This window comes from Pseudomonas sp. MF08831, assembly GCF_059862645.1.
On sequence record NZ_JCBCUX010000009.1, the window covers coordinates 171,635 to 184,444 of the forward strand.

11 protein-coding genes are annotated in these 12,810 nt (G+C 60.4%); 6 read left to right on the forward strand and 5 right to left on the reverse strand.

From position 1 onward, the window contains the following. The first annotated feature begins 84 nt into the window (after positions 1 to 84). Entirely contained in the window at positions 85 to 2,421 is a 2,337-nt protein-coding gene (gene fecA, locus AC19YS_RS19885; protein ID WP_500602469.1) for a TonB-dependent Fe(3+) dicitrate receptor FecA, read from the forward strand. 572 nt (positions 2,422 to 2,993) lie between these two features. On the opposite strand, the gene AC19YS_RS19890 is transcribed toward fecA, so the two are convergent. After that, the gene (locus tag AC19YS_RS19890) at positions 2,994 to 3,866 is read right to left on the reverse strand and encodes a LysR family transcriptional regulator (RefSeq protein ID WP_500602470.1); all 873 of its coding nucleotides are present in this window, start codon (positions 3,864 to 3,866) and stop codon (positions 2,994 to 2,996) included. A 106-nt stretch (positions 3,867 to 3,972) separates the two neighbouring features. On the opposite strand from AC19YS_RS19890, the gene AC19YS_RS19895 reads away from it, so the two are divergent. Then, positions 3,973 to 5,484, forward strand: coding sequence for an MFS transporter (locus AC19YS_RS19895; protein WP_500602471.1), 1,512 nt, complete (start codon positions 3,973 to 3,975; stop codon positions 5,482 to 5,484). Positions 5,485 to 5,542: 58 nt separating this feature from the next. Here the strand turns inward: AC19YS_RS19895 and AC19YS_RS19900 are convergent, their stop codons facing one another. After that, positions 5,543 to 5,953 carry an HPF/RaiA family ribosome-associated protein gene (locus AC19YS_RS19900; RefSeq protein WP_106579487.1) on the reverse strand — a complete coding sequence of 137 codons (411 nt, stop codon included), beginning with the start codon at positions 5,951 to 5,953 and terminating at the stop codon, positions 5,543 to 5,545. Positions 5,954 to 6,166: 213 nt separating this feature from the next. After that, on the reverse strand, positions 6,167 to 7,114 hold the full coding sequence (locus tag AC19YS_RS19905; RefSeq protein WP_179678153.1) for a LysR substrate-binding domain-containing protein: 948 nt from the start codon (positions 7,112 to 7,114) through the stop codon (positions 6,167 to 6,169). Positions 7,115 to 7,251: 137 nt separating this feature from the next. On the opposite strand from AC19YS_RS19905, the gene AC19YS_RS19910 reads away from it, so the two are divergent. From AC19YS_RS19910 to AC19YS_RS19920, 3 genes are all read left to right on the forward strand, one after another. Then, complete coding sequence (locus AC19YS_RS19910) at positions 7,252 to 8,628, forward strand: L-serine ammonia-lyase (protein ID WP_119738496.1); 1,377 nt, start codon at positions 7,252 to 7,254, stop codon at positions 8,626 to 8,628. A 62-nt stretch (positions 8,629 to 8,690) separates the two neighbouring features. Further along, positions 8,691 to 9,983: a serine/threonine transporter gene (locus AC19YS_RS19915; protein ID WP_119738494.1), complete on the forward strand. Its 1,293-nt coding sequence runs from the start codon at positions 8,691 to 8,693 to the stop codon at positions 9,981 to 9,983. Positions 9,984 to 10,281: 298 nt separating this feature from the next. After that, positions 10,282 to 10,596, forward strand: a complete 315-nt coding sequence (locus tag AC19YS_RS19920; protein WP_106579491.1) for a DUF3509 domain-containing protein — start codon at positions 10,282 to 10,284, stop codon at positions 10,594 to 10,596. On the opposite strand, the gene AC19YS_RS19925 is transcribed toward AC19YS_RS19920, so the two are convergent. Next, positions 10,593 to 11,081, reverse strand: a complete 489-nt coding sequence (locus tag AC19YS_RS19925; RefSeq protein ID WP_106579492.1) for a phosphate-starvation-inducible protein PsiE — start codon at positions 11,079 to 11,081, stop codon at positions 10,593 to 10,595. The two genes, AC19YS_RS19920 and AC19YS_RS19925, sit on opposite strands and share 4 nt — an antisense overlap. 302 nt (positions 11,082 to 11,383) lie before the next feature. Here AC19YS_RS19925 and AC19YS_RS19930 point away from each other — a divergent pair, with 302 nt between their 5' ends. Further along, positions 11,384 to 11,644 (forward strand): YebG family protein, encoded by a 261-nt coding sequence (locus AC19YS_RS19930; protein ID WP_016974596.1) that lies wholly within the window; start codon positions 11,384 to 11,386, stop codon positions 11,642 to 11,644. Positions 11,645 to 11,698: 54 nt separating this feature from the next. Here the strand turns inward: AC19YS_RS19930 and AC19YS_RS19935 are convergent, their stop codons facing one another. Next, the gene (locus tag AC19YS_RS19935) at positions 11,699 to 12,718 is read right to left on the reverse strand and encodes a Glu/Leu/Phe/Val dehydrogenase family protein (RefSeq protein WP_200624550.1); all 1,020 of its coding nucleotides are present in this window, start codon (positions 12,716 to 12,718) and stop codon (positions 11,699 to 11,701) included. Between the last annotated feature and the right edge of the window lie 92 nt (positions 12,719 to 12,810).

The following is a 12,810-nucleotide window of genomic DNA, read 5'->3' on the forward strand; positions in this document are numbered from 1 at the left end:
TTTAAAAAATATGAGCCGTTTTCCACACCTCGCGTGACAGAGAAGGAAAGCCACCTTGATCCTACCTTCTCAGGACCGCCCTTCATGCCCCAGCAACCGACGCTTCTTGCCCGCACCTTGCGCCAACTCCTACTGGGCGCCAGCCTGAGTCTTACCGCACTGCCCTCTGTAATGGCCGCGGATGCCAAGCCTTACCACATCGCCCCAGCAACCCTGGAAGCCGCGCTGAACCAATTTGGTCGCGAGGCCGGCGTGCTGATTTCGTTCGGCTCCCAGGTCACAGCGGGTATGCAGAGTCGGGGTTTGTCGGGCAATTACAGCGCCGACGAAGGCTTGCAAAAACTCTTGGAAGGCACCGGCCTGCAAGCGCGCGCCGAGGGCGATAACGCCTACAGCCTGCAACCAGCCAGCGCCCCGGCCACTGTCCAATTGCAAACGTCAAACGTGGTCGGCGACTGGCTCGGCGATGCGGCGCAAACCAACGTGTTCGAACACCCTGGCGCGCGTGATGTGATCCGCCGCGACGAATTCGAGCGCCAGGGCGCGACCCAGGCCCGTGACGTGCTCAACCGCATCCCCGGCGTCAACGCCCCGGAAAACAACGGCACCGGCAGCCATGACATGGCGCTGAACTTCGGCATCCGTGGGCTCAACCCACGCCTCGCCTCGCGCTCCACCGTCTTGATGGATGGCATCCCTGTGCCCTTCGCGCCGTATGGCCAACCGCAGCTGTCCTTTGCCCCAATCAGCATGGGCAACATGGACGCCGTGGACGTGGTACGCGGCGGAGGCGCGGTACGTTATGGCCCGCAAAACGTCGGTGGCATCGTCAACTTCGTGACTCGCGCAATCCCGGACGCCCCCACCGTCAAAGGCGGCTTGCAGACCGAGACCAGCCCGTCCTCCAGCCATGATGGTTTCAAGACCACCGGCAACCTGCTGGCAGGCGGGACGGCTGACAATGGCCTGGGCGGCGCCATTTTGTATTCCGGCACCCGTGGCGGCGACTGGCGCGAAAACAGCAACACGCGCATTGACGACTTGATCCTCAAAGGCAAATACCAGTTGGACGACGCCAACAGCTTCAACGCCATGGCGCAGTACTACGAAGGCCAGGCCGATATGCCCGGTGGTTTGAACGTCAAGGACTACAAGGCCGACCCATACCAGTCCACCCGCCCCTACGACAAATTCTGGGGCCGCCGTACGATGTTCAACGCCGGTTACCGCTACCAGGAAGATCGCCGCGAATTCACCGCCAACACCTTCTTCACCACCACCTTGCGCAACGGCTATCTGGATCAGGGCAACTTCCTTTCGCTGTCGCCGCGCGAATATTGGGTACGCGGCCTCGAAACCCGCTTCGCCCAAGGCTTCGACCTTGGCCCCACCAGCCACGAAGTGGGCATCGGCTACCGCTACATCAACGAAGCCGGGCACGAGTTGCGCTACCGCACGCCGATCAGAGCCAACCAGCAACTGCCCGACACCAACAGCCGCAACGACCGCGACACGCGTGGCGCCACCGAGGCCAACGCGTTTTTCGTCGATGACCGCATCGATATCGGCAAGTGGACCATCACCCCAGGCATCCGCTACGAGATGATCGAGTCCCAGCAGACCAACAACCTGACCAACGTCAAGTACAAGGGCGACTACAACACCGCGCTGCCGGCGTTGAACGTGCTTTACCACCTGACCGAAGACTGGAACCTCTACGCCAACACTGAAGGCTCGTTCGGCAGCGTGCAGTACAGCCAGATGCCGAACCGCGTGACCAGCGGCGAAGTGAAGCCGGAAAAAGCCCGCACCTGGGAACTCGGCACGCGTTATGACAACGGCACCCTGCGTGCGGAAATCGGCGCGTTCCTGATCAACTTCGACAACCAGTACGACAGCAACCAGACCAACGACTCGGTGATCGCCCGCGGCGAAACGCGCCATCAAGGCATCGAGTCGAGCCTCAACTACGCCCTCGACGGGCTAAGCCCGGCGCTGGCCGGTTTTGACGTGTATGCCACCTACGCCTACGTCGACGCGACCATCCGCGAAGACGGCCCGAACAAGGGTAATCGCGTACCCTTCTCCTCCAAGCACAAAGGCACCGTGGGCGTCGGTTACACCGAAGGTCGCTGGAAACTCAACCTGGACAGCAGCTACCAGAGCAGCCAGTTCGCCGACAACGCCAACACCCAGGCGGAAAGTGCCGACGGCAGTACCGGACGCATCCCAGGCTACATGCTGTTCAGCAGCCGCGCGGCATATGACTTCGGCCCACAGCTGTCGGATTTGAACGTGGCAGTCGGTGTGAAAAATATCCTCAACAAGCAGTACTACACCCGCTCGTTCGACGATAACAACAAAGGCAAATACGTCGGTGAGCCGCGCACGGTGTATGTGCAGACGTCCATCGCGTTCTGATTGCCTGAGTCATAAAAGCACCGGCCAAGGACTGGGATCTTACAAACGACGCAACCTCCTGTGGGAGCTGTCGAGCCCGGCGAGGCTGCGAAGGCGGCGGCACAGGCGCTATATAAGGTGCCTGACCCACCGCTTTCGCAGCCTCGCTAAAGCTCGACAGCTCCCACAGGGGATTGGTTTTTGTCAGTCAAACCTCGGTTCACAAAAGCATCTCGCACGTACAAATATTGCCCGCAATAGAGACCAACTGTGGGAGCTGTCGAGCCCCGGCGAGGCTGCGAAGGCGGCGGCACAGGCGCTATCCAAGTTGCCTGACCCACCGCTTTCGCAGCCTCGCTAAAGCTCGACAGCTCCCACAGGGGATCGGGTTTGTCAGTCAAACCCCGGTTCACAAAAGCATCGCGACGCGTACACATCTCGCCCGCAATAGAGATCAACTGTGGGAGCTGTCGAGCCCCGGCGAGGCTGCGAAGGCGGCGGCACAGGCGCTATCCAAGGTGCCTGACCCACCGCTTTCGCAGCCTCGCTAAAGCTCGACAGCTCCCACAGGGGATCGGGGTTGTTGGTCAGGGTCAGCTACCCGCCAGGCAACTTGGGGTGCCGGCGACCAAGGCATCGATTGCGCAACGCGTCTTCGCCGGCATGTGTGCGGCCGTGGGCCAAATCACATGGATCGGCGCAGGCTGGTCGCGGTGGCTCGGCAGGACCGCTTGCAGTTGGCCGCGCAGCACATAGTGCGCAATCAACCAACTCGGCAGCCAGGCCAGGCCCACGCCGGCGATAGCGGCATCGGCCACGGCCTGGAGGTCGTCCAGCACCAACGGCGATGTCATCCCCGAGCGATACAAATTGTTGCAACGGTAGGCAATGCCTCGGTGGCTGGCGAGGTCATCAATACACTCAATTGGCCCGACACGTTGCAAGTACGCCGGTGAGGCGGCCAACCCCACGGACTGCTCGCCCAAACGGCGTGCGCTCAGGCGGTCGGTGTCCGGCAGCGGGCCAATGCGCACGGCCACGTCGAAGCCTTCCTGTGCCAGGTCTATCAGCCGGTCAGAGAACGAGATCTCGATCTCTAATTGTAAATAACGGTCCATCAAGCCCCACAAAGCAGGCGCCGCGTAGTGGTGACCAAACGCCAGCGGCAGGCTCGCCCTTAACCGCCCACGCGGCTGTTGCCGGCCACTCTCCAGCACCGACTCAGCGGCTTCCAACTCGGCCAGTGCGCGCAAGCAATGCTCGTAGTACGCCTGCCCGTCTTCGGTCAGACGCTGGCGGCGGGTGGAACGCTGCAACAGGCAGGTGCCCAGGCGGGCTTCCAGTCGCGCCAAACCTTTACCCACCGCAGAGCGCGTGAGGTTGAGCCGCTCGGCGGCCTCGGTCAGGTTGCCGCTTTCGACGATCTGCAGAAAGAGTTCAACGCCATCAAAACGCGGAGTAGCCATGATTCTATTGTCGCTCTTGATTCCCTTATCAAAGGAAAACTTATCACGAATAAGGAAATCTGTTCCCGCGAGAATAGGGTTTCACTCAACCGTAAGGAACACCCCCATGCCGCCCGCCGCCGCTGTATCGGCCGTCAGCGCTCCGCGCACCGCCAGAGATAGCCTTGCCCTCACCGCCGTCTGCCTCGTCGCCCTGATGTTCGGCCTGGAAATCTCCAGCGTGCCGGTCATCCTTCCAACCCTGGAACAGCAACTGGGCACAGGTTTTCAGGATGCCCAATGGATCATGAATGCTTACACCCTGGCCTGCACCAGCGTATTGATGGCAGCCGGCACACTGGCTGATCGCTTTGGCCGGCGACGCATGCTGGTGCTGTGCTTATGGCTGTTTGGCCTGGCCTCGCTGGCATGTGGCCTGGCAAACAATGCATCCACGCTGATCGCAGCGCGTTCTGTTCAGGGCGTGGGTGCGGGCGCGATGATGATCTGCCAGTTCGCGATTCTTTCGCACCAGTTCCGTGAACCCACGACGCGTGCGCGTGCCTTCGCGATTTGGGGCGTGATCGCGGGCGTGGGCCTTGGCTTCGGGCCGATGGTAGGGGCGTTGATTCTGGCAATCGCGGACTGGCGCTGGGTGTTCCTGGTACATGCGCCGCTGACATTGTTGACCTTGGTACTGCTGCGCATCAGCGTGCAGGAGTCGCGCGACCCGGCCGGCCATCGTCTGGATATTGCGGGCATGCTGACCCTGACACTGTCGGTGTTCGCCCTGGTCTACTTCATCACTCAGGGCAGCGAGCATGGTTTCGGCTCACCGGCCATGCTGGGCTGGGCGGGCTTGTCGCTGATGGCGCTGCTGCTGTTCATCGCTGTCGAGCGCCGCAGCGCTCACCCGATGTTCGATTTCTCGGTGTTTCGTATTCAGCGCTTCAACGGCGCCTTGATGGGTTCGATTGGCATGAACTTCAGCTTCTGGCCGTTCATGATCTACCTGCCGCTCTACTTCCAGGCGGGCCTGGGCTACGACACGATGACCACCGGCGGCGCCCTGCTCGCCTACACCTTGCCCACCTTGCTGGTGCCGCCGCTGGCTGAACGCCTGGCCCTGCGCTATGGCGCCGACCGCATCATCCCGTTGGGCCTGGGCATGATGAGTGCGGGTTTTATGGCCATGGCGGCGGCCAATGGCGCCGAACATCCGAGCGTCGTACTCGTGCTTTTCAGCTGCGTGACGGCTGGCGTGGGGCTGGCACTGACCAATTCACCGACCACCAACACCACCACCGGCTCCGTCTCGGCCGACCGCGCGGGCATGGCCTCGGGCATTGACCTGAGTGCGCGACTGATCACGCTGGCACTTACTATCGCGCTGATGGGCCTGGTGCTGTTGCTCGGCATCGGTCATCACCTCTCTGGCCTGTTGCCCAATACCACGGCCCTGGATTGGCCCGCGATCAGCCAGAACATCGCTGCAGGCAAGTTGGACACGCCGATGCTCGCACCCGCAGATGCCCAGGCGGCCCTGCGCCATGGCGCCGGTTGGGCGATGCTTTTTGCCGGCATAGGCGCTTGTGGGTTGGCGTTGTTGAGCAGGTATTTCTTTCGACGCGGCAGCTAAACAAAAACGGGCCTGCAGATGCAGGCCCGTTTGATTGGATTGAAAAAACACTCAGCTATCAGCCGTTAAGCGCAGCCTGTTCGTTTTCCAGAAATTCCTCTTCGAGTTCGGCCTCATCGGCCTTGGTATCAGGCAGAGCTTGCCCAGCGGCGCGTGGTTTGCCGCGTAACTTTCCGTACAGATGCTCCAGCGCATGCTCAAGCTTGGTGGCTGCGCCATCAATTGCCTGTTCCAGGGTGTCGGCCTTGTGCAATACCGACAGTGGTTGATGGCCCTTTGGCCGTGCTTCCAGGCGGCAACTCAAATCGTGGGGACCAGGCTTGTCGCCATTTTCGTCTTTCAGGTAGACCTCGACGCGGGTCAGGTCTTCTTCGTAACGTTCGAGCGTGCTCTCAATGGTAGTACGTACCCACTCCTCCAGTCGGATGCTGCTTTCAATATGGTTATCGCTATTGACTTGGATTTGCATAGTTCTTCCCTTATTTCAGCTAGCTCGCAGGAGGTCACAAACTGCAACACCGGGGTGGTGAAACCATGACCTCTTGTTTACACAATTGAGCACTCAGAAGAACAATTCAACCCCTTTGCAAAGATAAATTCCATATTACGAATTAAGCCTGACGACGAGCAAAAACGCTGTTAGGGTGGGGAGTTAGTTACATCTTCTTACGCTTAGCCAACCTTATAATTGCCCCTCTCCCAACGGGTGCAATCCGCGAAAAATCCCCGCTTCCTCCACCAGCCAGTCATGCACCGCGCGTACGCCCGGATGGCTCAGCGCGCCCGGCGCATACAGCAGCACGTAGCGTTTGTGGTTCGGCACCGCGAGGCCGAACGGTACGATCAAAGTGCCACGCTCCAGTTCGTCATTGAGCAAGGTTCGCCGTGCAATCGCCACGCCCATGCCGGCAATGGCGGCCTCGATGGTCAGGTGATTGCGGTTGAACGTGTGCCCACGCCGTACATCGGCGTGGTGGTAACCGATGGCATTCAAGTAAAACTCCCACTCAGCGTATTCATAACTCCCACGCCAGGCGGTGATGTCGTGCAACAGCGGAAAATGCACCAGGTCGGCCGGGCCATGCAGTGGCGGACGCCCACGCAGCAAGCTGGGTGCGCACACCGGGAAAATCTGCTCATCGAGCAAGGCTGTGGATAACAGCCCGGGATAGCTGCCGTCGTTCAAGTCGATGGCCAAGTCGAAATCGCCCTCATGCAGGGCGACGCTGCTGTCTTCCGCGACCATGCGCAGTTGAATATCCGGAAACCGTTGCTGCAGACGCGGCAAACGCGGGGTCAGCCACTTACCGAGAAACGACGGGATGGACCGCAAGCGCAAGGTGCCGCTGATCATTCCCGCGTCCAACCGCTGCAACTCGGCATCAATGCTGCCGTAGGCCTCGCCCACCGTCGCCGCCAGCCGCTGCCCCTCGGCGCTCAGCTCTACGCCGCGCGCGCGTCGGTGAAACAGACGAAACCCCAAACGCTCTTCCAACTGGCGGATCTGTTGGCTCACCGCCCCCGGTGTGATGTGCAGTTCTTCGGCGCATCGGGTGAACGACAAATGCCGCGCCGCACAGGAAAAAACGTGCAACCAGACATACGTCTGGCCATGAAGGGGCCGGGTCATAGGGTTTAGTCCTGCTAAAGGGTGTCTTAGGATAATTCGTTGGTCAGTGCCGTTCCAGAGGCTCAGTATCGCGCCAATTCCGCTCGTCCTACAAAACATGGCAGCGATTCCTACTCCATTGCTTGTAAGGCTTTAGCATGGCTATCAGCGTTTTCGATCTATTCAAGGTGGGCATCGGCCCCTCCAGCTCCCATACCGTCGGCCCGATGCGGGCGGCGGCGACCTTTGCCCAGGCCCTCACCGACCAACAATTGTTGAGCCAAACACGCCGTGTCGAGGTGCGCCTGTACGGTTCGCTGTCTGCCACCGGTGTCGGCCACGCCACCGACCGCGCCTGCGTGATGGGGCTGATGGGCGAATGGCCAGACAAAGTCGATCCCACCTCGATCAATGCACGTATCCAGCAATTGCGCGAAACCGGCCAACTGCTGCTCGCAGGTAAGCAGGCCATCGCCTTCAACTGGCACACCGACCTGCTGCTGCTGGAAGAAAGCCTGCCCTACCACCCCAACGCCATGTCCCTGCACGCCTATGGCGACAACGGCCTACTGAGCGAACAGACCTATTACTCGGTGGGCGGTGGTTTCATCATCGAAGCGGCCGAAGCCGCTTCCGGCATTGCGCCGACCAGCGATGTTGAATTGCCCTACGACTTTTCCAGCGCCGTCGAACTGCTGGCCTTGTGCAACAAGCACGGTCTGCGGGTTTCCGAACTGATGATGGCCAACGAACGCGCGTGGCGCAGCGATGAGGACATCCGCAGCGGCCTGCTGCACATCTGGTCAGTCATGCGCGAATGCGTGGAGCAAGGCCTGCGCGATGAGGGCATCTTGCCGGGTGGCCTGGACGTGCCACGCCGCGCGGCGAAATTGCACCGCAGCCTGTTGGAAATCGGCAAGCCGAATGTCATCACTTCAACATTGTCGGCGATGGAATGGGTCAACCTGTTTGCCCTCGCCGTCAACGAAGAAAACGCCGCTGGCGGGCGCATGGTCACTGCGCCAACCAATGGCGCGGCGGGGATCATCCCGGCGGTGCTGCATTACTACATGAAGTTCAACGCCGACGCGTCTGATGACGATGTAGTCAATTTCTTCCTGGCTGCCGCCGCCGTCGGCATCCTCTGCAAGAAAAACGCTTCGATCTCCGGCGCCGAAGTCGGCTGCCAGGGCGAAGTGGGTTCCGCCTGCGCGATGGCCGCTGCAGGTTTGGCCGATATCCTCGGCGCCACCCCGGAGCAGCTGGAAAACGCCGCCGAAATCGGCCTGGAACACAACCTCGGCCTGACCTGCGACCCGGTCGGCGGGCTGGTGCAAGTGCCGTGCATCGAGCGCAACGCCATCGCCGCGGTCAAGGCAATCAATGCCACGCAAATGGCCCTGCGCGGTGACGGCAAACACTTCATTTCCCTCGACCGGGTGATCCGCACCATGCGCGACACCGGCGCCGACATGCATGACAAATACAAAGAAACTTCACGGGGCGGCCTGGCGGTCAGCTGGGTGGAGTGCTGATCGGAGCACTGCAACCCGTCCTAAACGTGAGCCCGCGCAAAAATAATAACGAGGCAATATCGATGACCGATGTACGTACACCTGCTGCTGAAAATCCCGCTGTCGCAATAGAGACCACCGTTACCAAAGGCTGGACCAAACACGACACCACCTGGATGCTGGGTCTCTACGGCACCGCCATCGGCGCGGGCACCTTGTTTCTGCCGATCAATGCTGGCGTCGGCGGCTTCTGGCCGCTGATCGTGCTGGCGCTGCTGGCTTTCCCGATGACCTTCTTCGCTCACCGTGGGCTGACGCGCTTTGTGCTGTCAGGCAAATCCGGCGACATCACCGACGTAGTCGAGGAACACTTCGGCGTCGGCGCCGGCAAGCTGATCACCTTGCTGTACTTCTTCGCCATCTTCCCGATTTTGCTGGTGTACAGCGTGGCGCTGACCAACACCCTGAGCAGCTTCATGGAGCACCAGCTGCACATGGCCCCGCCGCCTCGGGCGATCCTCTCGCTGGTGCTGATCCTCGGCCTGATGGCCATTGTGCGCTGCGGCCAAGGCGTGATCGTCAAAGCCATGAGCGTGCTGGTGTACCCCTTCGTCGCTGCCCTGCTGTTGCTGGCCGTGAGCCTGATCCCCAACTGGAACGGCGCATTCTTCGCCTCCGCCAGCGAAGGCATGCCGCTGCCGATATTTTTCAAGACCCTATGGCTGGCGATCCCGGTGATGGTATTTTCTTTCAACCATTCGCCGATCATTTCCGCCTTCGCTGTCGACCAGAAACGTGTGTACGGCGCCCAGGCCGAGCGCAAGAGCAGCGGCATCCTCGCCACTGCGCACGGCATGATGGTGCTGACCGTAATGTTTTTCTGCTTCAGTTGCGTGCTGGCCTTGTCGCCCGCTGACCTGGCGGCTGCCAAAGCGCAGAACATCTCGATCCTGTCGTACCTGGCAAACCATTTCCAGACGCCGGTGATCGCCTACGCCGCGCCGTTGATCGCGCTGGTGGCGATCACCAAATCATTCCTCGGCCATTACATCGGTGCCAGCGAAGGCTTCCAGGGCTTGATCGTCAAATCCCTGCGCGGGCGTAACCGTACGCTGTCGTCCAAAGGGCTGGAACGCTGCACCGCGCTGTTCATGGTGCTCACCTGCTGGGCCGTGGCCACGTTCAACCCGAGCATTTTGGGCATGATCGAAACCCTGGGCGGGCCAATCATCGCGTGCCTGCTGTTCCTGATGCCGATGTATGCGATCCGCCGCGTGCCTGCTCTGCGCCAGTATTCGGGCCAAGTGTCGAATGTGTTTGTAGTGGTGATCGGGCTGATTGCGCTGTCTGCGATCGTTTTCTCTGTGTTGCCCTGAAACAAAGCACTGACCTCAAGAACCACGCAAAACAAATGTGGGAGCGGGCTTGCTCGCGAATGCGGTGTATCAGCCAATAGATACTTGGCGGGAGGACCGCATTCGCGAGCAAGCCCGCTCCCACATTGAGATTTCACTGGCTCTGGGCGCTATACGGCACGGCCCTTGCTGTACAGCTCTTGAGGAAAACGGACCTTGTGAAAACCTCAGCGACGGAGTGGCCGGTGGTCAGGCAACGCGAACTAATCCAGACACCGGTCGTCAATGACTGCATGTTCTTATCAGGCGGTAACGCACCATGGACAATCCTTTTCAGATCATCACCGACACCTTTACGCCCAAATACCGCGTCAACCTGAGCATCCAACGGCTGGATGGCAGCATCATGCTCACCCTCTCGAACGAAGATGGCGTGGTCGCCAAACGCATGATCAGCGCCGAACAGCGCAACGACCCGCAACGGCTCAAACGGCTGGTGCAAAGCATTCAGTTCGGCATCGCCATCGAGCAGGGCCACAGCGCCATGGAGATTCTGACGGTGATGACGGACGGCGACCACAAACTACTGCAGCAACCGCCCGCTCGCGCCCTGCCCTTCAGCGTCGGGCTTTAAAGCTCGCCCTTCTCGGTTTCCAGGCTCGCCTCGCCTTTGCGACGCGGGCCTTCGACTTTCACCGAAGGAAATGCCGACGAGGCGTAGCGCACCACCAGGATCGAGAACGCCAACAGCAGAATCCCGCCGCACAGGTAGATGATGCCGATGTCCGGCGGGTTGTGGTGGGAGACGTTGGAGATCAGCAGACGCGTCAGCGCGGTGATTGCCACGTAGATCAGGAAGCGCACCGGCATGTGGTTGGTCTTGAAATAAATCCCGACCATCGCACCCAATTCCAGGTAGATGAACAGCAGCAAAATGTCATCGATCTTGATGTGCCCGGTTTCCAGCATCCCCAGAAATTCCATCACCGCCGCCCACGCGGTCACCGCACCAATGGCGAACAGCGCCAGGTAGTGGAATGTCTCGACAAACAAATTACCCAGCGACTCAGCCAGCCCATGGACGTTCTGGCGCAGTTTTTCGGCCCAGTTGATTTTCACGATAATGCTTCCTTAGGTCGGCTCGACCGGATAATGCGATTTGGACGTGACGGTTGTTCTGCATGCAGAAAAAAGGCCAGACAGTAGAAGTTGAGATGGTGGCCGCGTGATATGAGACACAAGGTCGTCACAGGTAAGGCGCCAGCCTCGACTACGTGCGCCTCGCGGCAGTGCTCAATGCCTATTTCCCGACTACATTAAAAAACTGCTACCCAAACCCCGTGGTTTGGCTTACCCTTTTCGCTGTATATAAATACAGTAGTCGCAAAAGACAACTATCGTGAAGGCATGTGAGGTGGTGAATGGCCGTCGAAGTGGTATACCGCAGCAGCCGAGATCTGGAGCGTTTGTTCATGGATAAAGCCGAAGCTGACCGTCATGACAAAATGCTTGAACTCGCTGAGTTGCTGGCAGAAGTGTTGCAAAAAGCCGTGCCGTCCCTGAGCGAGCAGCAGGTGGAAGAAGCCGGGATCTACATGGCGAAGAATCGCGATGTATTTGCCAAGGCGTTCAAGAGCCAACCGGACGCATTGTCCGAGTTGCTGAACCCAACGGCGGAATAAAGCCCGAATTGAACAGGCCCTGAATCCTTGATTCAGGGCCTTTTTAATGCCCGATTATGGGTAGAGCAAGCGTTCGGCCAGATCATCTGCCACCCGGGCGGGCGAGCGTTTTTCGGCTTGGGCGTGGGCGAAGATTTCCGTCAGGCGCGTGCCGATGTTCGCCAAGTGCGCGGTGATGCTCGGCAGCTCGGCGCCGCTATGTTTAAGGGCGACGTAGATCAGGCCGCCGGAATTGATCACATAGTCCGGCGCGTAAAGGATGCCGCGCCCTTCCAACTGGTCGGCGATGTCCAGGGTGGTGAGTTGCGCGCTGGCCGAACCCGCCACGGCGGCGCAGCGTAACTGGCCGACACTGTGTCGATTGAACACGGCGCCGACGCCGCAAGGCGCAAGAATGTCGCAGGGCGTGCTCAGCAAGGCGTCATTGGCGATGGGGTGCGCGCCGAGCTGCTCCATGGCCAGTTGCACCTTGCCATTATCGATGTCGCTGACCAGCAGTTCGGCGCCGGCCGCATGCAGTTGCTCGGCCAGTGCATAACCCACATTGCCCAGGCCCTGGACGGCCACGCGCAAACCTTCAAGGTTGTCGCTGCCCAGCCGGGCCATGGCGGCAGCGCGGATGCCGGTGAACACGCCCATGGCCGCATGCGGCGCCGGATCGCCCGCGGCAGTGGTGCTGGTGACGAAGCGGGTGTGCTGGGCGATGCAATCCATGTCTGCCACCGAGGTGCCGCTGTCGATGGAGGTGATGAAGCGGCCGTCGAGCTTTTCGATGCAACGGCCAAACGCTTCGAACAGCGCTGCGCGGCTTTCCACGTGTACGGGGCGGATGATGACCGCCGTGCCGCCGCCCACCGGCAAACCGGCCAGGGCAGCCTTGTAGCTCATGCCTTGAGCCAGGCGCGCGGCATCGGCCACGGCACTTTCATCGTCGGGGTAAGAAAGGTAGCGACAACCGCCCAAAGCGGGGCCCAGGCGGCTGTTGTGAATGGCTATGACCGCCTTCAGCCCGGTCACCGGATCGACGCTCAGGTGCAGCGATTCAAGGCGGGTGCTGTGCATGAGAGCAAACATCGTCAAGCTCCCGAATCACTTCTGGTAGAGGCCCAAGTATAGGCTGACGGTAGGAAACTGCCGAAGTGCGCTGGAATAAGCCGAGCCAATTC